Below are 26842 nucleotides of genomic sequence, written 5' to 3' on the forward strand. Positions count from 1 at the left end.
TTCACGGCGGCGGAACGCGGCGCCAGGCCGCCAGTTCGGTATGCAGGCGCAGCAGCGCGGCGGCGGTCGCCGACAGACCATTGGCGCTGACCGGCTGCCCGTCGCGTTGCGCGCGCGCCTGCTGTTCCAGCTGCGCGCCGGCCTCGGCCAGCGACACCGCGCCGACCGCGCGGGCGGCGCCCCGGATGCGGTGTGCCACGTGCACCATGCCGTCCAGGTCCGCGTGCTTGCCGGCGGCGGCCAGGGCCAGCGCATCGACTTCACAGGCGGCGCGGAACTCGTCGAGTATCGCCGCGCGCAGCGCCGTGTCGCCGCCGCTAAGCTGCGCCAGGTGGGCCTCATCCAGCGACGCGGCGCTGTTGCCGATCGGCAGGTAGCGCTTCAGCACCGCGTGCAGGGCGGCCATGGTGGTGGGCTTGGCCAGGTAGTCGTTCATGCCGGCCTGCAGCGCGCGCTCGGCGTCGCCGGCAAACGCGTTGGCGGTAAAGGCGATGATGGGCAGGGCGGGGCGCTGGTGCTCGGCTTCCTGGCGGCGGATGGTGCGGGCCAGCGTGTAGCCGTCCATTTCCGGCATCTGGCAGTCGCTGATCAGCAGGGCGTGACGTCCGCTCGCCAGCAGTGCCAGCGCCTCCAGGCCGTTGCTGGCGCTTTCGGCGGCGTAGCCCAGCGCATCGAGCTGACGCAGCAAGATTGTGCGGTTGGTGGCGTGGTCGTCGACCACCAGCACCAGGCTGTGTTCCCGCACCGCCTGGTCGACGCCGGGCGCCGGGCGGACGCGCGGCGGCGGCATCGCCGCGCCGGCCAGCCGGCTGTCGCCGGGCCGGGCGCTGATCGGCAGCGTCAGCTCCAGCAGCATCGTGGTGCCCACGCCGGGCGCGCTGTGCATGGTGATGGCGCCGCCCATGCTGGCGGCCAGCCCCATGCAGATCGCCAGGCCCAGGCCGCTGCCGCCGTAGCGCCGGGTGGTGTCGCCTTCGGCTTGGACAAAGGGATGAAACAGGCGCGCCTGGTCCGCCGCCGAGATGCCGATGCCGGTGTCGCGCACCGCAAAGCGCAGGGTCTGGGCGCTGGTGGTCGTCGCCAGCACCTGCAGGGACAGTTCGACGCCGCCCTGGTGGGTGAACTTGACCGCATTGCTGACGAAGTTGTGCAGGATCTGGCGCAGGCGCAGCGGATCGACGCACAGCGTGGGCGCCAGCGCGGCGTCGATGCGCGTCGCCAGCTGCAGGCCCTTGGCGGCCGAGGTCGAGGCGTGGGTGGCGATGACCTTGTCGATGACGTCGCTGCGCACCGAGGTGCGCTCCTGCCGCAGCTCCATGCGGCCCGCCTCGATCTTCGAGAAATCCAGGATGTCATCGAGAATGCGCAGCAGTTCCCGCGCCGATTGCGTTGCCATGCCGACCGTGTCGCGCTGTGCGCCGCTCAGATGGTCCAGCGCCAGCAGGTCGAGCGCGCCCAGCACGCCGTTCATCGGCGTGCGGATTTCATGGCTCATGGTGGCCAGGAAGGTGCTTTTCGCCTGGTTGGCCTCGTCGGCGCGGTCCTTTGCTTCCTGCAGCCGGCGTTCGGCGTCCGCCGCCAGCGCTTGCAGGCGGCGCTGTTCGGTGACGTCGCGCATCACGCCGGTGAATTTCTGCTGGCCGTTTTCCATGACCTGGCCCAGCGTCAGGTCGAGCGGAATCACCGTGCCGTCCTTGCGCAGGCCGTTCACGCTGCGGCGGTGGTGCATGACGCGCGACTGGCCGGTCTTCAGGTAGGCGCGGATGTAGTGGTCGTGGCGTGCGCTGTCGGGCGCCGGCATCAGCATCGCCACGTTGACGCCCAGCAATTCCTGCGACGGGTAGCCGAACAGTTCCTGCGCGCCCCGGTTGGCGTATTCGATGATGCCCTGGTCATCGATGGTGATGATGGCGTCCGACACGGAGTCGAGCATGACGGCAAGCCGTTGCTGGTCCTGGGCCAGCGACGCCGGTGTGTCATTGCGGTGCATGGACCGGTCCCTCATTCGCGGCGCAGGATGGCCGGCGCCAGCCGCCAGCACCAGAGCACGGCCACCAGCACGGCGGCGCCGACGATGGCCATGCCGGTGTCGACCTGGTCGTCCAGCACATAGGCGTTGCACAGGCGCTGGGGCAGGGTTTGATATTGGATGCCGACGATGGCCGTCATCCAGCTGAAATTGCCAAGATAGAACAGTTGCGTAATCCAGCTGGCGCGCCGCAGCGACGCCGGCAGCGCCATGCCCAGCATCACCAGTGAGACAAACTTCGCCGCTTCGGTCAGCGGATCGGTCAGGCTCTTTTCCAGCATGCGGGGAATCATCCAGTACGCGCTGACCAGCAGGCCGGCGGTGAGGCCGGTGACGCCGTATTGGTCGATGTTTGCATACCAGCGGCCGACCGCCCTGAACTGGCCGCCGACGCCCACCGCGTACAGCACGCCGGACAGGACCAGCAGCGGCAGCTGGACCAGCATGTGCCGCAGCATGCTGCCCTCCAGCCAGTGGTGGCCCAGCAGCGCGGCGGAAAAGCTGACGATGCAGAGTGTGCGCCAGTCCTTCATGGCTTGCCGCCCGCCAGCAGGATGGCCTGATTCAGCGCCGCGGCCGGGTCGTCGAAGTCCATGATGCGCACCAGCTGGCCCTGGCGGTCGATCAGGTGGAACGCCGCATTGTGCTCAAATTCGCCGTCCGGCGACTTCAGGACCACCACGCCGAAGGCGTCCAGCAAGGCCTGGCGCTCGGCATCCTGATCGATGCCGGCCATGCGCCACACGGCGGGATCGGCCTGCTGCCGCCGGGCATAGGCGGTCAGCAGGTCCGGCGTGTCGCGCGGGTCGAAGCTGATGCTGAGCAGGCGGATCTGATGGGCCAGTCCGCGCCGGCGGATCTGCTCCTGAAGCTGCTGGTACTCGCTGCCGAGGACCGAGCACACCGTATTGCAACTGCTGTAGACGAAGCTGACGATGGTCACACGGCCGTCGTCACGCAGCATGGCCGCCAGCCGCTCGGCCTGCGGCGCGTGAATCGCGACGTTTGCCGTTGCCAGCGGCTGGCGCAATACCGCCAGCCGGCGCGCGTCTTCGGTCGACACCACCGCGAACCCCATCGTGCCCAGATACAGCGCCGCGCCGCCGGCCGCGCAGACCAGCAGCAGGGCGGCCAGCGTCGGCGCCAGCGGGCTATGGTTTGAGCTGCTTGAGATCGTCATCGCCGTTCCAGGCATCCTTGCGATCCTTGCCCGCATCGCGCTCGGCCTTGACGGTGTCGGCGGAAATCTTGCCGGCGCTGTTGCCGAAACTGCTGCGGACATGGCTGAGCACCGCCGCGATTTCAGCATCGCTCAGCTTGTCCTTGAACGGCGGCATCTGGCCGTTGTAGGCGCTGTCCTTGACGGTCAGCTTGCCGCTGATGCCGTGCAGCAGAATATTCACCGGCACCTTGTCGGCCGCCAGCACCCATTCCGAGCCGGCCAGCGGCGGGAAGGCGCCAGGCAGTCCGAGGCCGCTCGCCTGATGGCAGGCCACGCAGTTGGCGGTGTACAGCTGCGCGCCGTCGATGGCGGCGCTGCCGCCGCTGGCGGCCGCCTTGCCTTCCAGCGTGGCCATGGTGCGGCGGTCGCCGAATTCCGGCGCATCGTCCCGCTGCGTGAAGAAGATGTAGCAGATGGCCCAGACCACCACCGCCGTCACCGCCAGGATGACCAGCGTCGGCACCGGACGGTTGCGTTCGTGCGGGTCCGGATGTTCACGCTGGCGCGTGCTGTCGCTTTCTGGTGCGATCATTTTGCTTTCCCTTCGATGACCGGATAGGTATGGTCCAGTCCTTGCAGATAGGTGACCAGGTCGATGGCTTCCTGGGAGGCCACCACCACTTTGCCGTATGGGCTGTAGGCCGGCGGCACCGAGACCACGCGGTCGCCCGGATCGGCCTTGTCCTTGATCTCGAACAGGAAGGGATAGGACGGCATGACCGAGCCCGGCGAATAGGCGCGCGGCTGGTACAGGTGGCCCAGGTGCCAGTCCTGGCTCGGCTGGCGGGCGCCGATGTTGAACAGGTCCGGCCCGGTGCGCATGGTGCCCAGCAGGTGCGGCTTGTCGTAGTGGTAGTCGCCGGCGACCGAGGCCCGGCCCCAGCCGCGCTTGTCGTCCGGCGCCTGTGCGCGGTCGCGCGGCTGTTGCGAGTGGCAGTAGATGCAGCCGTTCTTGATGTAGACCTCGCGTCCGCGCAGCTGGGCCGAGGTGTAGGGCTTCAGGCCGGCGGGCGGCTCGACCGCCTTCAGTTGCATGAAGGGCACCACCACCAGCGCCGAGGTGGCCAGCGCGAGGGTCACCATCGCGCCGCCCAGCAGTTTGAGTTCGTCATGCATGTCAGGCTCCTGCCAGCGTGGTTGGGGCGGCCGCTGCCGTCGTGGTGTGCAGCAGCGCCGCGCCGGTGCGCGCCGGGCCGTAGCGCAAGACCATCGCCACAAAGTGGCCGGCAAAGACCAGGTGGCCCAGCGTCATGATGGCGCCGCCAACCGAGCGGCTCTTCAGATAGGGTATCGTGACGTTGACCGAGTCCATGAACGGCCTGGCGGCGTCAAGCATCGCCAGGCCCTGCAGCCAGCCGCCGATGCTCAGGCCGATGAAATAGATCGAGAAGCCGATGACGACCAGCCAGAAGTGCGCGGCGATCAGCCATGGATACGGCCATTCCCACGACATCACGCGCGGCATGACGAAGTAGACGGCGCCAAACATCACCATGGTGAAGAAGCCGTACAGGCCGAGGTGGGCGTGCGCCACCGTGAAGTGGGTGAAGTGGGCCACCGTGTTGACCGCGCGGATCGCCTCGATCGAGCCTTGCAGCGAGCTCAGGGTGTACATCATGCCGCCCAGCACGATGAAGCGCAGCGTCGGCGAGTAGACCAGGCGCTGGAAGTAGCCGCGCAAGGTCAGGTGCTGGTTGACCGAGAACGAGATCACCGGCACGATCATCATCACGCTTTGGACGATGGACAGTGTCACCAGCCAGCCCGGCACCGGGCCGCCGATCAGGTGGTGGCCGCCGACCTGGCCGTAGAAGAAGGCCAGCGTCCAGAAGCCCAGCAGCGACAGGTTGTACGACTGCACCGGGCGGCCGATAATCTTCGGCAGGAAGTAGTAGACCGAAGCCAGCGCCATCGGCGTGTAGAACAGGCCGAGCACATTGTGGCCGAACCACCAGTTCATGGTCGCCTGTTCGACGCCGAAGTGCATCGCCGGCAGATTGGCGATCAGGAACAGGATCGGGAACCAGAACAGCGCCGCCCCCATGTACCAGACCGATACATACAGGTGCGCGACCTTGCGCGCCTGCAGCGTGTAGACCAGCGGCAGCCCCATCAGCGCGCCGCCCAGCACAATCAGGATGTCCACCTGCCACGGAATTTCCAGCCACTCCATGCCGTCGCTGATGCCGGCGGCGATGCAGCCGACGCCGGCGATCAGGCCGGCGTTCCACAGCATGCAGCCGAGAATGGCATAGCGGGCGCCGATCAGCGGCGTCTTCAGCAGGCGCGGCAGCATCCAGTTGGCGATGCCGAACGCCGCCATCGGCGCCCAGCCGTAGGCGATGATGTTCAGGTGGATGGTGCGGATGCGGCCGAAGGTCAGCCAGGCCTGTTGCACCGCCCAGTCCGGCTCGTGCAGCTTGATGGAGCTGGTCAGGCCGGCCAGCGAGCCGGCGACCAGCCACACCACCGCGGCCGACAGGAACACAAAGGAGACCAACGAGGTGGAGCGGTCGGCCTCGACGCGGGCGGCCAGCTCTTCCTGCAATTGCGCGTCCTCGGCCGCGCTCAACGGCGCGCGCCGCGGATGGACCAGGGCGGCGCGCTGCGCCGGCGTGGCCGAGGGATCTTCGCCCTGGCCGATTTCGCCGCTGGAGAAGATCACGTTGGCGGCGGCCGAGGTCGGCTCGAACAAGCGCTTGCGCAGCGACCAGATGAACACGAACAGCCCGGTAATCGATAACACGAAGGACGACAGCAAAATGGCGACAGTGTTCATGATGGGCTAGCGGAAAGAGTTGGACAAAAGCATGTTACTGATTAATTATCGGAATAAATTTTGGCACCTCGAAATTACGCCGAATTGGCACCCGCCGGCGGTGCCGGCGCCGGTGGCGGAGTCGAGCGCGAAGCTGGCCTCGACATCGGTGGCATGCTGGATGACGTTGTCGAATGCCTGGCCCACGGGTCGCCCCGCCGGATTAATCAGCCGCGGCCGCGCACGAATTGCAGGGCGGTTTCCGCGACGCGCGCGCCGAGGTGTTCCGCCGTGCGCAGGTCGGCCAGCGGCGGCGCCACGTCCGGGCCCTGGTCGGCGTTCGACTGCGCCGCCGCGCCCAGGAAGAAGCCGAGGCGGTTCAGGTCTTCCTCGGAACCCTGGCTGGAGTTGTTGCCAGGTGGCAGACCCAGGCTTACCCAGTGCATGCCGTGCTGGGCGGCGAAGATGGCGATCTGCTGCAGGCTGGCCAGCTTGTCGCCGGAGCGGGAGGCCGAGTTGGTGAAGCCGGCCGCCAGCTTGTTGCGCCAGGTGCCGCCGGCCGCAAACACGGTGCTCGACGTCGCATCCTGGAAGGCTTTGAATTGCGCCGACGGGCCGCCCATATAGGTTGGCGCACCGAAGATGATGGCGTCAGCCTGCTCCAGTTCGGCCCACGGTGCGTCGGCGCCGCTGACGGGATACAGGCGCGCGCTGACGCCCTCGATGCGGGAGGCGCCATTGGCGACGGCCTCGGCCTGGCGCGCGGTGTGGCCATAACCCGAGTGGTACACGACTGCGACGATTGCTTTGCTCATTTTCTGCTCCAGATGTGGTTGGTGATGCGCCAGCATAGGATGCTGGCGCGGAGTTGGTTACGCTAGATACGGGGGAGTCTTCCTCTGCCGGAAGACGGGTTGCGCTTTAGCGCGCGGCCGGGAGAAACTTCAGCAAGGCGTCGGCGGTGGCGTCCGGCTGCTCTTCGGCGACCCAGTGGCCCGCGCCTTCGATCTGCACGGCGCGGACCCTGTCGGCCACGTGCTTCAGGTGGTCGCCGATGATCGGGCCGAAGCTGCCGGCGCCGCCGATGCCCAGCACCGGAATGGTCAGCTTGACCTTGGCGAACTCCTGGTTGGCGATGGCGTCCTGCGGGAACGCGCGGTAGTACTCGAAGCCGCCGCGCAGCGCGCCCGGCGCCGAGTATTTGCGGGCATAGACGTTTTCCACTTCGTCGGTAAAGGCGCCGGCGTTGACCGCTTCCGAGTTGTGGAACCACGAGAAGAAGGCTTTTTCACGGTCGACAATCAGGCGCTCGGCGACGTCGCGGTTGCCAAAGAACTTGAAGTGCCACACGCGGTCCGAGCCGAGGATGTCCTGCCACGGTGCGATGCCCGGCAGCGGCACGTCGAGGATGGCCAGCGTTTGTACCTGGTCGCGGAACTGCGCGGCGTAGGCATAGGCCACCATGCCGCCCATGTCGTGGCCGACCACATTGACCTTGGCGCCCAGCTGCAGTGCCGCCACCAGCGCCTGGATGTCCCGGGCGACGTTGGCCTTGTCGTAGCCGGCCTGCGGCTTGTCGGTGTCGCCGAAGCCGCGCAGGTCGGGCGCCAGCACGGTGTAGCCGGCGGCGCTCAGCTTCGGCATCACGAAGCGCCACATATAGGAGGTCGAGCCCCAGCCGTGTAGCAACACGACCACCGGGCCGTGGTCCTTGTGCAGCAGGTAGTGGTAGCGCACGCCGTTGACGGTGGTTTTGCCTTCAATGATCTGTGGCGCGCTGACGGCGGCCGCAGTGGCAGGCGCGGCTTGCGCCGCTGCCGTCAGGGAAGTGGTGGCCAGTGCCAGTGCGGCGGCCAGGTTCAGCATGGTCGGGATTTTCATGATTGACCTTGGGCGCGCAGTTGCAGGAAAGGGCTGACGTCGTCGAGGAATTCGATGCGGCGCTCGGCGGCCAGGCGGCCCGGCAGTTCGCGTTCGAAGTCGGCGCGGTAGTGGCGTGGCAGGTGGTGCTGCAGGAAATACTCGCGGTCGCAGCGCCAGCTTTCGTAGACGACCAGCGTGTTGGGATCGTTCTGCGAGCGGTGCAGCGTGCATTCCAGGAAATCGGGTTCATGCGACATGGCGGTCAGCACCTGGCGCACGCCGGCTTCCAGCTCGGCGTAGCGTTCCGGCTTGGCCGGCAGGTGGACGATGAAGGTCAGGCGATGCTGTGCGGTCATGGTGGACTCCTTGTGCGCCAGTCCCCGCAACGCGGGAGGCTGGCAGTGGGACGGTGGATTACGCGGCGAAGCCGCCGTCGATCAGCAGGTCGGCGCCGGTGACGAAGGCCGCCTCGGCGCTGGCCAGGTAAGCCACCATGGCGGCGATTTCATCGGCGTGGCCGTGGCGTGGGATCGCCATCAGGCCATGCAAGGCGGCGGCGAAATCGCCATTGGCCGGGTTCATGTCGGTGTCGATCGGACCCGGCGCCACGATCGTCCGACGGCGACAGGCCGGCCGGCAGGTTGACCGGCACGAAGACCATGTCGTCGCAGGCGCCCGCGCCCGCCAGCGAGGTGACGCGCAAGCGCCCCAGCGACACATGGCCGGCGCCTTGCCACGGCAGGCTGGAATCGACCAGGGAGTCGCCAGCGGCCGGCAGCTGGGCCACGATTTCGAAGTCCACCGGCCCCTGGGCCAGGCGCGTTGCAAGCTCGTCTTCCAGGAAGTTGTCCGGGAACGACTGCTCCTGCTCCGCCGTCAGGTATCGGGTGCCGGCGGCGGGGATGGCGATGATGCGTGCCGTGGTCGATTCGCCGGTAACCGAGTGGAAGACGAAGGCGTTGTTGGAGTAGTAGCGCGTGTCCGCGTACGAGGCCGGCGCCGCATGTGCCGCCAGCAGCGCCGGCTGGCGCGCGCCATCCGGAAACTTCAGGTTGTGTGCCGCGATGTTGTCGGGATTGGGCTTTTTGGTCTCCGGGTCCGCCACGCGCGCCGCCAGGAAGCTGACAAACGATTCGGGCGTGGCGGCAAAGAACACCGGCTCCGACAGCAGCACCAGATCCCAGTGCTCGGCGCCCTGGCCGATGCGTACCGCCAGCCCGCGCACCGAGCGGCTCTTGTCCGAGACGCCCGGATTGCCGCCGCCGACGGAAAAGCGCAGCGTCGCTTGCAGATGGCCATCCCGGAAGATGGGACCGTTGGCAAAGCCGGCGGCTTCCATCGTCGGCGTGAACTGGCCGCTGGCGCAGAAGCCCTTGGCATGGGAGGCGCGCTGGCCCGGATGTTTGCCGAAGGTGTGGTTCAGCGCGTCCACCAGGTCGGCTGGACTTGGCGCGCTTGCGGGATGAATGATGTGTTCCATGTTGTACTCCTGGTTAGTTGGCGCGGCGTCCCAACGAGACCGCATAAGCCGGCGCGCGGGCTGTCAGAATGCTGTCGTCCGACGGCGCGACGCCGGTGGGCAAGGTTACCGGCATGAACACCAGGCCATCGCAGGTTTCCTGGCCGGCCACGCTCAGCACGCGTAGCTTGCCGAGCGTGACGCGCTCTTTGCCGGACCACGGCTGGGACGCATCGGTCAGCGGATCGTTCGGCGCCGGCAGTTGGGCGTAGATGGTGAATTCGGCGGGACGGGCGCTCAGGCGCGCATTCAGCTCGTTTTCAAGAAACAGGTCAGGCAGCGATTTTTCCTCGTCGTCGGTCAGGTAGCGGGTGCCGGCGGCCGGCTCCACCACGATGCGCGCGTGCCGCCGCGTGTTGTCGGCGGCCTGGAAGACGAAGGCATTGGTCGAGTAATACGGCGTGGTGGCGTAGGAATACGGCGCCGCATGTGCTGCCAGCAAGGCCGGCTGGTTTTTGGCTTCCGGATATCTGGCGTTGTGCGCCGCGATTTTCGCCGGATCGGGCTTCTTGGTGACCGGATCTGGCACGCGGGCGTCCAGGAAGCTGACGAATGATGCCGGTGTCGCGGCGAAGAAGACCGGCTCGGAGATCAGAACCAGGTCATAGGTTTCGCCGGCGCCGCTAATGCGGGCGCCCAGCCCACGCACGGAACGGCTTTTGTCGGACGCGGCCGGATTGCCGCCGCCGACCGAGAAGCGCAGCGTGGCGCCCATGGTCTTCTGCGCGAAGAACGGGCCGCTGACGAACGAGTCGAGCCTTGTGGCAGGCGTGAAATCGCCCTTGCCGCAGAAGCCCTTCGCGTGCGAGGCGCGTTTGCCGGGGTGTTTGCCGAAAGTGCCGTTCAGAGCGTCTATCTGGGCGGCGGGATTGCCGGGATCGACCTGGGCGCTGGCGGGCAGCTGTAGGCCGAAGAAGGCCAGGGATACCGCCAGGAAGGCCTGGATGATGGGATTGCCGGCCCCGGGGTGGGTGCGGGAAGAGCTCATGATGTTCTCCAAAATGTGTTCGATGCTGTTTAGTCGCAGCAAACGCCCGAGTGTTACACATCGCCATCAACTATTTTTTGGCACCTTGGATTTGGCGCGGATTGGCGCCTGGCCGAAGAGGGCGGCGACCATCGGGTCGCGCTGGATGATTTCCCGTTCCTTGATGCGCGCGCAGAAGGCGACGTCGTCGGCCAGGCGATAGACCTTGTGTCCCTCCCTGTTCACGGTGGTGATGGTGGTTGGCCCGGCATAGCGGGCGCCATCCAGATCTTGCGTATCTTGGGCATCCATGATGGTCTTATGGTGAGGGTTGTCACGGCGGGCGCGGGGGCGCCGCCACCATGTAGGAGCCTAGCATTTGCAGGGGCTGCCACCATATAGGCCAATTGGTTGAGCGTCTTCCCCCCCATTCCTACGCTGACACGCGGCGCTCGATGAGGGTGGCAGTGTCAATCGGTTCCGGTTTTGAAGGGAATGTGTTCGCTTAACTCGTCGATGTAGTCGTTCATCGCCGCCGTTTCCTCTTGCAGGAAATCGTTGATGGCGTCGGCGAAGCGCTGGTCCGCGACCCAGTGTGCGGACCAGGTCGGCGTCGGCACCAGGCCGCGCGACATCTTGTGCACGCCCTGGGCGCCGCCTTCGAAGCGGGCAATGCCGTGCCTGATGCAGTAGTCGATCGACTGCACGTAGCAGGCCTCGAAGTGCAGGCCGGAAATGAATTCCTGCGTGCCCCAATAGCGGCCGTACATGACGTTGCCGCCAATCAGGTTCAGCGCGACAGCGACCGGCTGGTCGCCGCGCCTGGCCAGCACCAGCATCAGGTTGTCGGGCATGGCGGCCAGGATGCGCTGGAAGAATTCCAGCGACAGGTAGGGCTTGGAATAGTGCGCCTGGTAGGTCGAGACGTAGCAGCGATAGAAGAAGCGCAGCACGTCGTCGCTGATCGCCGTGCCGGTCAGGTGTTCGAAATGAACGCCGGCATCGAGCACGCGGCGGCGGTCCTGGCGCAGCTTCTTGCGCTTTTCCATTTTCATGGTGGCCAGGAAAGCGTCGAAGTCGTCGTAGTTCTGGTTTTCCCAATGGAACTGGACGCCTTCGCGCAGCATGTAGCCGGCCTTGGCGAATGCCTGGCGGTCCGCATCGTCGGGGAACAGCACGTGCAACGAGGAGGTGCCCATTTGCTGCGCCACCTGCAGCGCCACGCGGGCCAACAGCAGGCGGTCTTCCGGCGTGGCGGCCAGCAGGCGGTTGCCGGTCACCGGCGTAAACGGAATGGCGGACAGCAGTTTGGGATAGTATGGCACGCCATTGCGGTGGAAGGCGTCCGCCCAGCCCTGGTCGAACACATATTCGCCCCGGCTATGGGCTTTCAGGTAAAGCGGCATGGCGCCGGCCAGTGCGCCGTCGCGGTGCATCAGCAAGAAGCGCGGCGACCAGCCGGTATCCGGCGCCGCGCAGCCGGTCGTATGCAAAGCGTTAAGAAAGGTGTAACTCAGGGTCGGGTTATCCCCCGCGAGCCGCTGCCAGTCATCCGGCGCGATCTCTGCAATGGAATCCACTAAGCTAAACTCTGGCTCACCCAAGTCATTCTCCAGTTACGACGATGTTTCGATACCCGGCATTGTGGCAGGTTCCGGCAAAACCCGCAGCGGCCGGACGCTAGCTTAACAACATGCGGACGCGCTTTGCCCGTGCGATAATCGAATTTTGCGCACGCGAAAGACCTGACATGGCCTCCAACTTCTTCAATCTGTACACCCACGATTTCGCCCGCGTGGCCGTTGCCGCGCCGGTGTGCCGCATTGCCGATCCGGCCTACAACGCCGAACAGACCATCCTGCTGGCCGAGCAGGCGGCGGCGCAGGGCGCGGCGCTGGTGGCCTTCCCGGAGCTGGGCCTGTCGGCTTACACCTGCGACGACCTGTTCCACCAGCGCGCCTTGCTCGATGGCGTGCTGGACGGCCTGGCGGCCATCCTCGACGCTTCCACCGACTGGAAGATGGCGGTGGTGGTGGGAGCGCCGCTGCGGGTCGAGCACCAGCTGTACAACTGCGCGGTGGTGATTGCCAACGGCCAGATCCAGGGCGTGGTGCCGAAGAGCTACCTGCCCAACTACGGCGAGTTCTACGACGCGCGCCAGTTCAGCAGCGGCGACTACGCGGTCGCCACCGAGATCGACCTGCTCGGCGAGCGCGTGCAGTTCGGCTCCGGCCTGCTGTTCGAGGTGGCCGATATGCCGCTGTTCAAATTCCACGTCGAGATCTGCGAGGACGTGTGGGTGCCGATTCCGCCGTCGTCGTTCGCGGCGCTGGCCGGCGCCACGGTGCTGGTCAACCTGTCGGCGTCGAACGCGCTGGTGGGCAAGGCCGGCTACCGCAACCAGCTGGTGTCGCAGCAGTCGGCACGCTGCATCGCCGCCTACCTGTACACCTCGGCCGGCGGCGGCGAGTCGAGCACCGACCTGGCGTGGGACGGGCAGGGCGTGATCTGCGAGAACGGCGAGCTGTTGGCCGAAGCCAAACGCTTCACCGACGAATCGAACCTGACCTTTGCCGACATCGACCTGGAGCGCCTGTCGCGCGAGCGCATGCGCATGAACACCTTCGCCCAATCGGTGCAGCGCCATGCCGGCGAAGTGGGCAAGTTCCGCACCGTGTTCTTCCCGCTGGAAATCGGGCGCGAGCAGCCGATGGCGCTGAAGCGCTGCGTCGAACGCTTCCCTTACGTGCCGGCCGATGCGCGCCGCCGCGACGACCGCTGCAACGAGGTTTACAACATCCAGGTGCAGGCGCTGGCGCAGCGCCTGACCACCAGCGGCTTGAAGAAGGTGGTGATCGGCGTCTCCGGCGGCCTCGATTCGACGCATGCGCTGCTGGTTTGCGCGCGCGTGATGGACAAGCTGAAACTGCCGCGCACCAATATCCTGGCCTACACCATGCCGGGCTTCGCCACCAGCGAGCGCACGCTCAAGCAAGCGCATGCTTTGATGAAGCTGGTCGGCTGTTCGGCGCAGGAAATCGATATCCGCCCAAGCTGCATTCAGATGCTGAAGGATCTGAACCATCCGTATGCGGAAGGCCAGGCGCAGTACGACATCACGTTTGAAAACGTGCAGGCCGGCGAGCGCACCAACCACCTGTTCCGCCTGGCGAACCACCACGGCGGGCTGGTGATCGGCACCGGCGACCTGAGCGAGCTGGCGCTGGGCTGGTGCACCTACGGCGTGGGCGACCACATGTCGCATTACAACGTCAACGCCAGCGTGCCGAAGACGCTGATCTCGCACCTGGTGCGCTGGGTCGCCGAGTCCGGCGTGATCGGCCGCAACGATGCGCAGGTGCTGCTGGACATCCTCGGCACCGAGATCAGCCCCGAGCTGGTGCCGGGCACCGCCGACGGCCAGCCGGAGCAGCGCACCGAAAGCACCATCGGCCCGTACGAGCTGCAGGACTTCAACCTGTATTACGTGCTGCGCTTCGGCTTCAACCCGTCCAAGGTGGCGTTCCTGTCGCACACCGCGTGGAAGGACAGGGAGCAGGGCCGCTGGCCGGACGGCGACCACGTCACGCGCAACCAGTACGACCTGGCGGCGATCAAGAAAAACCTGGGCATCTTCCTCGACCGCTTCTTCCGCACCAGCCAGTTCAAGCGCAGCTGCGTGCCGAACGCACCCAAGGTGGGCAGCGGCGGTTCGCTGTCGCCGCGCGGCGACTGGCGTGCGCCGAGCGATGCGCAAAGCGTTGTATGGTTGGAGGAATTGCGCTCCATTCCGGTGCAAGCGTAAAGTTTTTACGGGAATAAGCTTATGTGCATGGACAGTGCGCGCCTGTCGATTACAATAGACTTAAGCTTGCAGTCCGCTCGCATGGATTTTCGATTTACACATAAGGAGAAGTCATGAAACAGATTACCGCTGTGATCAAGCCGTTCAAACTGGACGAGGTGCGCGAGGCACTGGCTGAGGTCAACGTTACCGGCTTGACCGTCACCGAGGTGAAAGGCTTTGGCCGCCAGAAGGGCCATACCGAGCTGTATCGTGGTGCTGAATATGTGGTCGATTTCCTGCCGAAGGTCAAAGTGGAAGTGGTGGTCGACGACGGCGTGGCCGAGCAGGTGGTGGACGCCATCATCAAGGCCGCACGCACCGGCAAGATCGGCGACGGCAAGATCTTCGTGCAAAACGTCGAACAGGTGATCCGCATCCGCACCGGCGAGACCGGCCCGGACGCCGTGTAAGCAGGTCCCGCTTTATTCGAAATGCCGGCTCAGCCGGCATTTTTTTTGCGCCGCGCCGATTAAGGCGGATTTTGCATATTCATTATTGGTTATATTAGTTCGAGTTTTCTACATGGATTAGTAATATGGATACACTGTCTACATTACCCGGAAAGCCCTGCCATGAAGAAAATCGTCGCACTGTCGCTGTTGTCCGCTGCCGCCCACGTGGGCGCCGCGCCGAGCGTCTATCCCACCGGCGTCACCCGTTACGACACCGCCACCGCCTACAACAGCTACGTGATCTTCAGCGGCCAGGACAAGAAAACCCATCTGATCGACATGAACGGCAACGAGGTGCATGTGTGGGACGCCGAAGGCTTCCCGCCGGTGCTGCTTGATCCGGCGCTGACCGGCGGCCAACGCGGCAATGTGCTGGTGCAGCTGGCCAGCGTGACCGGCACGTCGAACGAGGGCAACGGCCTGCGCAACCAGGCGATCGGCGAACTGGACTGGAATAGCCAGGTGGTGTGGCAGTGGGGCGCGTCGTCCGCTTCCAGCGCGCAGGATGCGTATGCGGCGCCGGTGGAAGGCAAGACCAATCCACAGGTGCCGGGCGGTAGCGCCAAGCAGCACCACGACTGGCGCCGCCTGGCGAACGGCAACACGCTGGTGCTGGCCAACCTGGTGCATCCGCTGCAAGGCTTCAGCGCGCCGCAGGTGCTGGACGACGTGATCTACGAAGTCAACAAACAGGGCGACATCGTGTGGAAATGGGTGGCGTCCGAGCATCTGACCGAATTCGGTTTTTCGGCGGCCTCGCTGAAGCTGGTGAAGGAGGGCGTTTCGCCGCGCGGCAAGGCGGCGCCGTTCGACTACCTGCACATCAATAATATGTCGGTGCTGGGCCCGAACAAATGGTTCGATGGCGGCGACCAGCGCTTCAACCCGGACAACATCCTGATCGATTCGCGCGAAGCCAACTTCATCGTCATCATCGACAGGCAGACCGGCAAGGTGGTGTGGAACCTGGGGCCGGATTATCCGGCGCAGGTGCGCGGTCCGCGCGTGCTGCCGCGCCCGGTCGACCAGATCGTCGGCCAGCATGACGCGCACCTGATCGCGCCGGGCCTGCCGGGCGCCGGCAATATCCTGGTGTTCGACAACCAGGGCGAGGCGGGCTATCCGCGCGTCAGCGTCGGCGTGCAGCCGCGCTCGCGCGTGTTGGAGATCGATCCGGTCAGCAAACAGATCGTGTGGGAATACACGGGCGGCGATTCCAACGGCCCGGAGTGGAGTTTCTACAGTTCGTTCATCAGCAGCGCCCGCCGTCTGCCGAACGGCAATACCCTGATCGATGAAGGCATGAACGGCCGCATCTTCCAGATTACGAACAAGGGCGACATCGCCTGGGAATACATCAGCCCGTACTTCGCACCGACGCCAGTGGCTGGCGCGGGCAAGCCGGTGCTGAGCAACTGGTTGTACCGCGCCCAACCGGTGCCGTACAACTGGGTGCCGGAAGGCACGCCACGCTCCGAGAAAGCGGTGACCCCGCCCGAGCCCGGCAAGTACCGCGTCGCCACGAACTAGACGCCGACAACCACTCCTATCCATCGTTCGCGCCGGCGGCCAAGCTGGCGCGCGGGGCCGCGCACGCCCATTTTTCAGAATGAAAGCTTGATCATGCAACAGAAAAAACTCGCCGTCGCCATCGCTGCGGCTTATGGCATCGCCTTGGCCTTCGCCCCCGCAGCGCAGGCACAGAACGCCGCCGCGCTCGCCGTCACCGCTGCCGATATGCCCGCCGATAGCGCGGAGGCTGCCGCAAGCGCCGATGTGTCGCAAGTCATCGCCAGCGTCACCGTCTCCACCCGCCGCCGCAACGAAACCTCGCAAAGCGTGCCGACCACCATGAGCGTGCTGGACGACAAATCGCTGGAAAACAACCGCGTCTACCGCGTGCAGGATCTGCAGCAGCTACTGCCGAGCACCACCGTCAACTTCGTCCATGCCCGCCAGCTGAGCTTTGCCGTGCGCGGCCTGGGCAACAACACCGCCAGCGACGGCCTCGAAGGCAGCGTCGGCCTGTACCTGGACAACGTGTATCTGGCCCGTCCCGGCATGGCGGCGTTCGATGCGCTGGACGTGCAGCAGCTGGAACTGCTGCGCGGCCCGCAAGGCACGCTGTTCGGCAAGAACACCACCGCCGGCGTGCTGAACATCACCACCAAACAGCCGACTTTCCGCAGCGAGAACTCGGCCTCGCTGTCGGTCGGCCAGGACAATTACGTGCAGGGCAAGGCCAGCATCTCCGGCGCTTTCTCGGACACGCTGGCCGGCCGCCTGTCGGTCTACAAGACGCATGAAGGCGGCTACATCAGCAACGTCTACAACAACAGCAAGGTGCAGGGCGGCGATCGCGACGGCGTGCGCGCCCAGCTGCTGTTCGAGCCGGACGCCAAGCTCAACGTGCGCGTCATCGCCGACTACAACGAAGAAGATTCCAACAACGGCACCATGGTGTTCTACAGCGCCGGCCCGAGCGGCAAGTGGCTGGCGCAGGCGGCGGCCGTCGGCGGGCATCCGATCACGGATCCAAGCCGTTATTCGGTCAACCTCGACAGCGGTTCGCACGTCAGCGTGCATCAGGGCGGCCTGTCGGCGGAAGCCAATTACAAGCTGGACAACGACTACAAGCTCACCGCGATCAGCGCCTTCCGCTTCTGGAATTTCACGCCGCGCAACGATGACGGCCTCGATGTGCCGGTGACGCTGAACGTCGGCGCGCTGGCCCGCCACCGCCAGTTCACGCAGGAGCTGCGGCTGGCGACGCCGCAGGGCGGCGCGGTGGAGTCGGTGCTGGGCGCGTATTACTACTACCAGAATCTGGACAACACCAACTTCACCTACAACGGTCCGCTGGCCGACAAGTTCAACGCCACGCCGGCCGGCGCCTGGTCCAACCTCACCAGCCTGGCGGACGGCCATTTGCGCGTCAACAGCTACGCGCTGTTCGGCCAGTCGATCTGGCACATCGATCCGCAGTGGGACTTGACCGGCGGCCTGCGCGCCACCTACGAGGACAAGCGCGCGTATGAAGTCCGCTACGCGCCGACCGGCGGCGCGGTCGTCACCGGCGCGGCGCTGGCGTCGCGCAACGCCCGCTACGGCGCCTTCGATTCCGGCGACGTGCGGCTGAATAATCTCAGCCCGTCGGCGCTGCTGACGCTGGCCTCCAAGATCGACACCGACGTGCTGGGCTTCGCCAGCCTGTCGCACGGCGAAAAATCCGGCGGCATCAACCTGACCGTGCCGGGCGCGGCGGGCGTGTCGTCGCTGAAGGTCGGCAATGAGAAGGCCAACAACGTCGAGCTGGGCATCAAGAGCAATCTGTGGGAGCGCCGCGCGCAGATCAACGCCAGCGTGTTCGCCAACGTGGTGCGCGGCTACCAGAACAACGCCTATGATCCGGTCAGCGCCAGTTCCTATCTGACCAACGCGGGCGACGTGCGCAGCCGCGGCGCGGAACTGGAAACCTCGTTCGTGGTGGCGCGCGGCTTGACGCTGGGCGCGAACGGCGCCTTCAACGACGTCAAATACCTGAAGTACACCAACGCGCCGTGCCCGCCGGAGATCGCGGCTACCTCGTGCAACCTGTCCGGCCGCGCCGCGCTGGTCAACGCGCCGCGCTGGACCGGCAGCCTGAACGCGCAATATGTGCACGCGGTCGCCGAGCAGGTGGAAGGCTATTTCAACGCCAACTACGCCTACCGCAGCGAAGTGTTCGGCACGCTGGACGCGTCGCAGTATTCGAAGATTCCGGCGTACAGCCTGACCAACCTGTCGGCCGGCGCGCGCTTCAAGGCAGGCGGCGCCAGGTGGGACGTGTCGCTGTGGGCCAAGAACGCCTTCGACAAGCAGTACTACACCAGCATGTGGAACAGCAGCTTTGGCGCCTACAACGCCATCATCGGTACGCCGCGCACCCTGGGCCTGACCGCCCGCGCTGATTTCTAACAAGGAGACATGGAACATGAGCAATATCACCCGCCGCCGCGTCCTGCAATCGCTGCCTGCGCTGGCGCTGGCCAACTACCTGCCGACCGCGCACGCGGCCAGCAAGGAGCAGCCGAACATCATCTTCATCCTGGCCGACGACATGGGCCACGCCGATCTCGGCGTCTACGGCCAGACCGATTACCGGACGCCGCACCTGGACCGCCTGGCGGCGCAGGGCATCCGCTTCACCCAGGCCTACGCCAATTCGGCGGTGTGCTCGGCCACGCGCTTCGCGCTGATCACCGGCCGCTACCAGTACCGCCTGCGCGGCGGGCTGGAAGAGCCGATCGCCGGCGCTTCCGACACCATCGGCCTGCCGCCGACGCATCCCACGCTGCCGTCGCTGCTGAAGCAGCAGGGCTACGGCACGGCGCTGATCGGCAAATGGCATCTGGGCTACCTGCCGACCTTCGGCCCGCTGAAAAGCGGCTACGACAGCTTCTTCGGCAACTATGGCGGCGCCATCGACTACTTCACCCACAAGCCGGGCGTCGGCCCGCAGATGAAGGAGGATTTGTACGAGGGCGAAGTGCCGGTGCAGCAGGTCGGCTACTACACCGACCTGCTGGGCGCGCGCGCGGTGGACTTCGTCAGGAAGCAGCAGGCCGGCAAACCGTTCCTGCTGTCGCTGCACTACACCGCGCCGCACTGGCCGTGGGAAGGTCCGGGCGACGAGGCGGTGTCGCGCGACATCGACAACATCTTCCACTACGACGGTGGCGACCTAGCCACCTACGGCCGCATGGTCGAATCGCTGGATGCATCGATCGGCCGCGTGCTGAAGGCGCTGGACGAGAAGGGCCTGGCGGACAACACCATCGTCATCTTCACCAGCGACAACGGCGGCGAGCGCTTCTCGAAAACCTGGCCGCTGACCGGGCAGAAGACCGAGTTGCTGGAGGGCGGCATCCGCGTGCCGGCCATCGTCCGCTGGCCGGGCAGGATCAAGGCGGGTCAGGTGAGCGAGCAGGTGGCGATTTCGATGGACTGGCTGCCGACTCTGCTGGCGGCCGCCGGCGGCGCGCCCGATCCGGCCTATCCGACCGATGGCCAGAACCTGCTGCCCATCCTCACCGGCCAGGCGCAGAACAACGAGCGCACGCTGCTGTGGCGCTACAAGGCCAACGCCCAGCGGGCGATCCGCTCCGGCAACTGGAAGTATCTGAAGATCGGCAAGAACGAGTTTCTGTTCGATGTGGTCAAGGATCAGCGCGAACGCGCCAACCTGGCAAAACGCAATCCGCAAGTGTTCGCGCAGCTGAAGGCGGAATGGGAGGCGTGGAACCAGAAAATGTTGCCGATTACCGCCGATGTGCGCACCCACGGAGTGACGGGCAATGTGCAGCCTGACCGCTATGGTGTTTCGCCGGCCAGCCTGTTGGTCGACTAATCGACGTGCCCCTCGCACCATCGAGGGGCATTTGTTCTGTTACTATTTGTTCGTTGGTCGCATTAATGTTGGCTTGCAGATACCGGCACTTGAGGCCGGATATAAAAACGAGGGAGATACAATTGATCACGTTCCAAAAAACGGCCACCTGCGTGGCCGCGACCCCATTCGCCCCAGGCTCGACCAAAAATGAAAACGTTGTCATAGCCAGCCCACTCTAAAGGAGACGAGATGAGCAGCAATGACACGCATGGCGGTGCCATCCGCAGGATCGTCATCGTCGGTGGCGGCACGGCCGGCTGGATGACGGCCGCGCCGCTGGCCCAGCGCCTGGCGCGCCATCCCACCCAGCCTTGCGAGGTGATCCTGGTGGAGTCGCCCGAGATCGGCACCATCGGCGTCGGCGAGGCGACGCTGCCGACCATCCGCGTCTACAACGACGCGCTGGGCCTGGATACCGCCGACTTTATCGCCAAGACCCAGGCCAGCTTCAAGCTCGGCATCGAATTCAAGGACTGGGGCCACGTCGGCAACCGCTTCTTCCACGCCTTCGGCGATTTCGGTCCGCCGCTGGCCGGCTTGAGCGCGCATCAGCACTGGCTGCGCCTGGCGCAGGCCTTCAACAACATGCCGGACATGGAAAACTGGTCGATGCCGTCGGTGATGGCGCGCCACGGCAAGTTCATTCCGCCGAACCAGGAAACGCCCGGCCTGACCGACGCTTATTCCTACGGCTTCCATTTCGACGCCAGCCTGTACGCCCGGTACCTGCGCGACTACGCGGTGGCGCGCGGCGTCGAGCGCGTCGAAGGCATGATCGTCGACGTCGAGCAGCATGCGGAGAGCGGCTTCGTTACCGCCGTCAAGCTGCGCGACGGCCGCCGAGTCGAAGGCGACCTGTTCATCGACTGTTCGGGCTTCCGCGGCCTGCTGATCGAGGGCGCGCTGAAGGCGGGCTACGAGGACTGGAGCGCATACCTGCCGTGCAACAGCGCACTGGCCGTGCCGTGCGCCTCGGTCCCGCAGCTGACGCCTTTCACCCGTTCGACCGCGAAGGCGGCCGGCTGGCTGTGGCGCATCCCGCTGCAGCACCGCACCGGCAATGGCCACGTGTACAGCAACGGTTTCACCAGCGACGAGCAGGCGCGCCAGGTGCTGCTCGACGGCCTCGACGGCGCCGCGCTGGACGAGCCGCGCCAGCTGCGCTTCGTCACCGGGCGGCGGCGCAAGTCGTGGGTCAAGAACGTGGTGGCGATCGGCCTGTCGGCCGGCTTTATCGAGCCGCTGGAATCGACCAGCATCAACCTGATCGAGACAGCGGTGGGCAAGCTGCTGGAACTGTTCCCGGACCGCGCCTGCCAGCCCGAGCTGGCCGACGAATTCAACCGCGTCATGGGCGGCCGCTACGAATCGGTGCGCGACTTCATCGTGCTGCACTACAAGCTGACCAGGCGCGACGATTCGGACTTCTGGCGCTATTGCGCCGACATGGCGATTCCGGATTCGCTGCGCCACCAGATCGCGCTGTTCCGCGAGACCGGGCGGGTAGCGGTCGTCGACCGCGGCGGCTTCGCCGAGCCGTCGTTCGTGGCGATGATGATGGGCCTCGGCGCGGCGCCGAAGCGCTACGATCCGTTGGCCGACCGCATCGACATCCGCGCGGTGCACGGCCACTTTGCCGGCTTGCGCGACATGATCGCGCAGGCGGTGGCGCGGATGCCGGATCACGGCGCTTATGTCGCCGGCCAGGACCGGTAAAGCGCAACCTGGCGGTTGCGCTTTATTGCTTGTGGTAGTGTATGTGCAGGTCGAACTTCCACGTCACCAGCCGCAGCACGGTGATGAAGGCGGCGCTGGTCCACAGCGCGAAGTCGTCGGAGACGTCGGTGTATTGCAGGCCGATGTACAGCCAGGCGCCGAAGAAGGCGCAGATGGCGTAGGGTTTGCCGTCGCGGAACACCATCGGCACTTCGTTGCAGACGATGTCGCGCAGCACGCCGCCGAAGATGCCGGTGATCACGCCCATCATCGAGGCGATGAAGACCGGCATGTGGGCGGCCTGCGCCTGCGACACGCCGGCCACGGCAAACAGGCCGAGGCCGATGGCGTCGGCCACTACGATCACGCGTTCGGAGATGATCTGGCGCACGGTTTTCATCAGCGGCGTGGCGACCAGGGCCAGCACGAAGATCAGGATGGCGTATTCCTGGTGCATGACCCAGAACAGCGGCCGCTTGTCGAGCAGGATGTCGCGCAGCGTGCCGCCGCCGAACGCGGCGATGAAGGCCACCGTGAACACGCCGACGATGTCCATGCGCTTGCGGCGCGCTTCCACAAAGCCCGATAGCGCACCCACCAGTATCGCGACGATTTCAATGACGGTGATCAGCGAGACGTGCGGAACCGGGACGTGCTTCATGTAGGTGTATGGACAAGGTTGCAATGCCCGTAGGTTAACATGGCAACCCTGGGAGGGGTAGGTCTGTTGCAGTAAATTAACAACCCACCCCGCGACTGAGCGTCGTGCGGGTTTAGCGCGAAGGCTGAAGGGCGGCTCGCAGGAGCACGATCAACGCGCCTTCGCCCCCTTCGTGGTTGCGGGCCTGGCAGAAGGCGACTACGCCTTTTTGCACCAGCCAGCTGTGCACCATCGATTTCAGCACCGGTTCCTGGCCGCGCGAGCCGAAGCCGCGGCCGTGGATCACGCACACGCAGCGATGATTGCGCTGGCCGGCCTGGGTCAGGAAGGCGCCCAGCGCGTCGCGCGCCTGGTCGCGGTTCATGCCGTGCAGGTCCAGCTCGTCCTGCACCGGCCAGTGGCCCTTGCGCAGTTTCTTCATGACGTCGGGACCGACGCCCGGCGCCGAGTAGTTCAGCGCCGGATCGTCTTCCAGGTAGTGATCGACTTCAAACAGGTCGGACAGCGACTCGCGCAGCACCGCCGCGTCGTCCTCGGCCTGGGTCAGCTTGCGGGCCGGCGCGGCTGCCGTGGCCAGGCCTTTCGGCACGCTGGGCGGCACGTAGCGGTCCGATGCCGGCATCTGCTTGACGCCGCCCAGCGCGGTCTGGAACAGATTGGCTTCCACCTTCTGCTGCTTTTCCTGTTTGACGCGCTCCGCCTCGGCGGCGGCGCGCGTCTCGGCCTGTTCCTTGAGCTGCTTGCCCAGGGATTTGAGGTCGGCGAAGTCTTTCAGGCCCACGCGATTACTCCTGGCCTTCCAGGTAGCGCTGCGCGTCCAGGGCCGCCATGCAACCGGTGCCGGCGCTGGTGATGGCCTGGCGGTAGATGTGGTCCTGCACGTCGCCGGCGGCAAACACGCCCGGCACGCTGGTGGCGGTGGCCATGCCTTCGGAGCCGGTCTTGGTCTTGATGTAGCCGTTGTGCATGTCCAGCTGGCCTTCGAAGATGCCGGTGTTCGGCTTGTGGCCGATCGCCACGAACAGGCCGTGCACGTCGACGTCGGTGACGGCGCCGGTGTCGGTCGACTGGATCTTGACGCCGGTGACGCCGCCTTCATTGCCGGTGACTTCCTGCAGCGTGTGGTTGTACTTGATTTCCACCTTGCCTTCGGCGACCTTGGCGTTCAGGCGGTCGATCAGGATGGCTTCGGCGCGGAACTTGTCGCGGCGGTGCACCAGCGTGACTTTCTTGGCGATGTTGGACAGGTACAGCGCTTCCTCGACCGCGGTGTTGCCGCCGCCGATGACCGCCACGTCCTGGTTGCGGTAGAAGAAACCGTCGCAGGTGGCGCAGGCCGACACGCCCTTGCCCATGAATTCCTGCTCCGACGGCAGGCCCAGGTACTGCGCCGAGGCGCCGGTGGCGATGATCAGCGCATCGCAGGTGTACTCGTGGCTGTCGCCGATCAGGCGGATCGGTTTTTCCTGCAACTTGACGGTGTGGATGTGGTCAAACACGATTTCGGTGTTGAAGCGCTCGGCGTGCTGCAGGAAGCGTTGCATCAGGTCCGGACCGGTCACGCCCATCGGGTCGGCTGGCCAGTTTTCCACGTCGGTGGTGGTCATCAGCTGGCCGCCTTGTTCAACGCCGGTCACCAGCATCGGATTCAGGTTGGCGCGGGCTGCGTAGATGGCTGCGCTGTAGCCGGCAGGGCCGGAGCCGAGAATCAATACGCGCGCGTGTTTAGGAGTGGTCATGGCAAGCTTCTTCAATAGTGTTGGATTAATCCGAATGTGGGGGCGCATGCAAGGGCGGCAAGGGTATGCTGCTATTGCAATAACGCAAGCAATACAAGATTATAGTGCAAGCAGGGAATCAGGATGAATCGTGGGGCCGGTTGTTGCCCTTATGCCTTAGAATACCGCTATAGGAATATTTCCTGACCGCTAACATTGCACCACCTTAATACCTATGAGTAGTAAAAAAGTTCAGGAACGCACGCCGCGCGCCGCTGCCGGCAGTGCTTCCTCGTCGTCCGGCTACACCCGTACTCCGACCGAACGCCAGCCCCTGCCGAACCGGCTGGTGCGGCTGCTGTCGGAAGCGCGGTGGCTGGCGCTGGCCGTGCTGGGCGTGTATTTTGTGCTGATCCTGGCCACCTACACCAAGACCGATCCGGGCTGGTCGCACGAGACGCTGGTGCCGAAGGTGGCCAATGTGGGCGGCCGCGCTGGCGCCTGGCTGTCCGACCTGCTGCTGTACATCTTCGGCATATCCGCCTGGTGGTGGGCGTTCTGCATGCTGCGCCTGGTGTGGAAGGGTTACCGCCGGCTGACCCATAAATACGTGCTGTCGACTGAGCCGGAGCCGGAACACGCGCAGGAAGGCCTGATCCGCTGGATCGGCTTCGCGCTGCTGTTCATCGGCAGCGTCGGGCTGGAATTCCTGCGCCTGCGCACCCTGACCAGCCACGCCCAGCTGCCGCGCACCTCGGGCGGCGTGCTGGGCGAACTGATCGGCCATTCGGCCCACGTGGCGTTCGGCTTCACCGGCGCCACCCTGCTGCTGTTGCTGCTGTTCGGCCTGGGCTTCAGCCTGTTCTTCCATGTGTCGTGGCTGGCCGTGGCCGAGCGCCTCGGCGGCGCGGTCGAGAACGCCATCGACTGGTTCATCCAGCGCTACCAGTACCGCGAAGACCGCCGCCAGGGCGAAGTGGCGGCCGTCAAGCGCGAGGAAGTGGTGGTGCACGAGCGCGCCAAGCACGTCGAGAAGCATCCGGTGGCGGCGCCGACCATCAAGGTCGAGCCGCAGGTGGTCACCGTGGTCAAGTCCGAGCGCGTCGAGAAGGAGCGCCAGGCCAGCCTGTTCAAGGACCTGCCGCAGGCGGCCGGCGACGGCGCCTTGCCGGCCCTGTCCCTGCTGGACGAGGCGGCCGAGACGCAGGAAACCATTTCCATCGAGACGCTGGAATTCACCAGCCGCCTGATCGAGAAGAAGCTGTCGGACTTCGGCGTCGACGCCAAGGTGGTGGCGGCCTATCCGGGGCCGGTGGTGACGCGCTACGAGATCGAGCCGGCCACCGGCGTCAAGGGCAGCCAGATCGTCAACCTGGCGCGCGACCTGGCCCGTTCGCTGTCGCTGACCTCGATCCGCGTGGTCGAGACCATTCCGGGCAAGAATTACATGGCGCTGGAGCTGCCGAATCCGAAGCGCCAGATCGTGCGCCTGAGCGAGATCGTCGGCTCCAAGGTCTATCACGACAATCCGTCGCCGCTGACGGTGGCGCTGGGCAAGGATATCGCCGGCAAGCCGGTGGTGGCCGACCTGGCCAAGATGCCGCACCTGCTGGTGGCCGGCACCACCGGTTCGGGTAAATCGGTGGGTATCAACGCCACCATTCTGTCGCTGCTGTACAAGTCCGATCCGCGCGACGTGCGCATGATCCTGATCGATCCGAAGATGCTGGAGATGTCGGTCTACGAGGGCATTCCGCACCTGCTGGCGCCGGTGGTGACCGACATGCGCCAGGCCGGCCACGCGCTGAACTGGGCGGTCAACGAGATGGAGCGCCGCTACAAGCTGATGTCCAAGCTGGGCGTGCGTAACCTGGCCGGCTACAACGCCAAGATCGCCGAGGCCAAGAAGAAGGAAGAGCACATTCCGAATCCGTTCAGCCTGACGCCGGATTCGCCGGAGCCGCTGGAAAAACTGCCGACCATCGTCATCATCATCGACGAGCTGGCCGACCTGATGATGGTGGTCGGCAAGAAGGTCGAGGAGCTGATCGCCCGCATCGCGCAGAAGGCCCGCGCGGCCGGCCTGCACTTGATCCTGGCGACGCAGCGCCCATCTGTGGATGTGATCACCGGCCTGATCAAGGCGAATATTCCGACCCGGATCGCGTTCCAGGTGTCGTCGAAAATCGACTCGCGCACCATTCTGGACCAGATGGGCGCGGAAACGCTGCTGGGCATGGGCGACATGCTGTACATGCCGCCGGGCACCGGCCTGCCGGTGCGCGTGCACGGCGCCTTTGTGTCCGATGACGAGGTGCACCGGGTGGTCAAGCACCTGAAGACCACCGGCGAGCCGGACTACATCGACGGCATCCTCGAAGGCGGCACCCTGGAAGGCGAGGGCGGCGGCGCCGAAGGGGCGGCGCCGGGCGAAGGCGGCGGCGAGGCCGATCCGATGTACGATCAGGCGGTGCAGGTGGTGCTGAAGAACCGCCGCGCCTCGATCTCGCTGGTGCAGCGCCATCTGCGCATCGGCTACAACCGCGCGGCGCGCCTGCTGGAACAAATGGAAAATAGCGGCGTGGTCTCCGCCATGCAATCGAACGGCAACCGCGACATTCTCGTGCCGGCTGCCAGTGCAGAATAAGAAAAGGAATGG

22 protein-coding genes and 2 pseudogenes are annotated in these 26842 nt (G+C 65.6%); 7 read left to right on the forward strand and 17 right to left on the reverse strand.

Going from position 1 to position 26842, the window contains the following annotated elements:
* Position 1 precedes the first annotated feature (1 nt).
* The 14 genes and pseudogenes from GJ698_RS15220 to GJ698_RS15285 form a co-directional block, all read right to left on the reverse strand.
* Entirely contained in the window at positions 2-1990 is a 1989-nt protein-coding gene (locus tag GJ698_RS15220) for an ATP-binding protein (RefSeq protein WP_166454877.1), read from the reverse strand.
* An 11-nt stretch (positions 1991-2001) separates the two neighbouring features.
* Positions 2002-2562, reverse strand: a complete 561-nt coding sequence (locus tag GJ698_RS15225) for a hypothetical protein (protein ID WP_154358512.1) — start codon at positions 2560-2562, stop codon at positions 2002-2004.
* Positions 2559-3209 carry an SCO family protein gene (locus GJ698_RS15230; RefSeq protein WP_166454878.1) on the reverse strand — a complete coding sequence of 217 codons (651 nt, stop codon included), beginning with the start codon at positions 3207-3209 and terminating at the stop codon, positions 2559-2561. Before GJ698_RS15230 ends, GJ698_RS15225 begins: the two co-directional genes overlap by 4 nt.
* Positions 3181-3783, reverse strand: coding sequence for a c-type cytochrome (locus tag GJ698_RS15235; protein ID WP_154358514.1), 603 nt, complete (start codon positions 3781-3783; stop codon positions 3181-3183). Before GJ698_RS15235 ends, GJ698_RS15230 begins: the two co-directional genes overlap by 29 nt.
* On the reverse strand, positions 3780-4367 hold the full coding sequence (locus GJ698_RS15240) for a cbb3-type cytochrome c oxidase subunit II (protein ID WP_154358515.1): 588 nt from the start codon (positions 4365-4367) through the stop codon (positions 3780-3782). Before GJ698_RS15240 ends, GJ698_RS15235 begins: the two co-directional genes overlap by 4 nt.
* Before the next feature lies 1 nt (position 4368).
* On the reverse strand, positions 4369-6030 hold the full coding sequence (locus tag GJ698_RS15245; RefSeq protein WP_154358516.1) for a cbb3-type cytochrome c oxidase subunit I: 1662 nt from the start codon (positions 6028-6030) through the stop codon (positions 4369-4371).
* A 206-nt stretch (positions 6031-6236) separates the two neighbouring features.
* Positions 6237-6824, reverse strand: coding sequence for a flavodoxin family protein (locus GJ698_RS15250; protein ID WP_154358517.1), 588 nt, complete (start codon positions 6822-6824; stop codon positions 6237-6239).
* Positions 6825-6930: 106 nt separating this feature from the next.
* Complete coding sequence (locus GJ698_RS15255) at positions 6931-7890, reverse strand: alpha/beta fold hydrolase (protein WP_229260001.1); 960 nt, start codon at positions 7888-7890, stop codon at positions 6931-6933.
* Positions 7887-8228 carry a putative quinol monooxygenase gene (locus tag GJ698_RS15260; RefSeq protein WP_154358518.1) on the reverse strand — a complete coding sequence of 114 codons (342 nt, stop codon included), beginning with the start codon at positions 8226-8228 and terminating at the stop codon, positions 7887-7889. Before GJ698_RS15260 ends, GJ698_RS15255 begins: the two co-directional genes overlap by 4 nt.
* Positions 8229-8286: 58 nt before the next feature.
* Positions 8287-8481, reverse strand: a pseudogene (locus GJ698_RS15265) (SDR family oxidoreductase); the annotation flags it as partial.
* 256 nt (positions 8482-8737) lie between these two features.
* Positions 8738-9397, reverse strand: a pseudogene (locus tag GJ698_RS30970) (catalase); the annotation flags it as partial.
* Positions 9366-10379 carry a catalase gene (locus tag GJ698_RS15275; RefSeq protein WP_154358520.1) on the reverse strand — a complete coding sequence of 338 codons (1014 nt, stop codon included), beginning with the start codon at positions 10377-10379 and terminating at the stop codon, positions 9366-9368. The pseudogene GJ698_RS30970 and the gene GJ698_RS15275, both read right to left, overlap by 32 nt.
* Positions 10380-10445: 66 nt before the next feature.
* Positions 10446-10670, reverse strand: coding sequence for a hypothetical protein (locus GJ698_RS15280; protein WP_154358521.1), 225 nt, complete (start codon positions 10668-10670; stop codon positions 10446-10448).
* A gap of 158 nt (positions 10671-10828) precedes the next feature.
* Entirely contained in the window at positions 10829-11938 is a 1110-nt protein-coding gene (locus GJ698_RS15285) for a GNAT family N-acetyltransferase (RefSeq protein WP_371865324.1), read from the reverse strand.
* A 170-nt stretch (positions 11939-12108) separates the two neighbouring features.
* Here GJ698_RS15285 and GJ698_RS15290 point away from each other — a divergent pair, with 170 nt between their 5' ends.
* From GJ698_RS15290 to GJ698_RS15315, 6 genes are all read left to right on the forward strand, one after another.
* Positions 12109-14163, forward strand: coding sequence for an NAD(+) synthase (locus GJ698_RS15290; RefSeq protein ID WP_154358523.1), 2055 nt, complete (start codon positions 12109-12111; stop codon positions 14161-14163).
* Between the two features lie 113 nt (positions 14164-14276).
* A complete protein-coding gene (locus GJ698_RS15295) occupies positions 14277-14615 on the forward strand; it encodes a P-II family nitrogen regulator (RefSeq protein ID WP_019922031.1) in 339 nt (112 codons plus the stop codon).
* Positions 14616-14777: 162 nt separating this feature from the next.
* Positions 14778-16187, forward strand: coding sequence for an aryl-sulfate sulfotransferase (locus GJ698_RS15300; RefSeq protein ID WP_154358524.1), 1410 nt, complete (start codon positions 14778-14780; stop codon positions 16185-16187).
* A gap of 93 nt (positions 16188-16280) precedes the next feature.
* Positions 16281-18614 carry a TonB-dependent receptor gene (locus tag GJ698_RS15305; protein WP_154358525.1) on the forward strand — a complete coding sequence of 778 codons (2334 nt, stop codon included), beginning with the start codon at positions 16281-16283 and terminating at the stop codon, positions 18612-18614.
* Positions 18615-18630: 16 nt separating this feature from the next.
* Positions 18631-20046, forward strand: a complete 1416-nt coding sequence (locus GJ698_RS15310) for a sulfatase family protein (protein WP_154358526.1) — start codon at positions 18631-18633, stop codon at positions 20044-20046.
* A gap of 231 nt (positions 20047-20277) precedes the next feature.
* Entirely contained in the window at positions 20278-21804 is a 1527-nt protein-coding gene (locus GJ698_RS15315) for a tryptophan halogenase family protein (protein ID WP_154358527.1), read from the forward strand.
* 22 nt (positions 21805-21826) lie between these two features.
* Here the strand turns inward: GJ698_RS15315 and GJ698_RS15320 are convergent, their stop codons facing one another.
* The 3 genes from GJ698_RS15320 to trxB form a co-directional block, all read right to left on the reverse strand.
* On the reverse strand, positions 21827-22465 hold the full coding sequence (locus tag GJ698_RS15320) for a trimeric intracellular cation channel family protein (RefSeq protein ID WP_154358528.1): 639 nt from the start codon (positions 22463-22465) through the stop codon (positions 21827-21829).
* Between the two features lie 112 nt (positions 22466-22577).
* Positions 22578-23246, reverse strand: a complete 669-nt coding sequence (locus GJ698_RS15325) for a Smr/MutS family protein (RefSeq protein WP_371865325.1) — start codon at positions 23244-23246, stop codon at positions 22578-22580.
* 4 nt (positions 23247-23250) lie between these two features.
* Complete coding sequence (gene trxB, locus GJ698_RS15330) at positions 23251-24204, reverse strand: thioredoxin-disulfide reductase (protein ID WP_154358529.1); 954 nt, start codon at positions 24202-24204, stop codon at positions 23251-23253.
* A gap of 214 nt (positions 24205-24418) precedes the next feature.
* Between trxB and GJ698_RS15335 the strand changes: the two genes are divergently transcribed.
* Entirely contained in the window at positions 24419-26830 is a 2412-nt protein-coding gene (locus GJ698_RS15335; RefSeq protein WP_154358530.1) for a DNA translocase FtsK, read from the forward strand.
* Positions 26831-26842: the final 12 nt, after the last annotated feature.

It is taken from the genome of Duganella aquatilis (assembly GCF_009674565.1).
GTDB classification, from domain to species: Bacteria; Pseudomonadota; Gammaproteobacteria; order Burkholderiales; family Burkholderiaceae_D; genus Rugamonas; species Rugamonas aquatilis.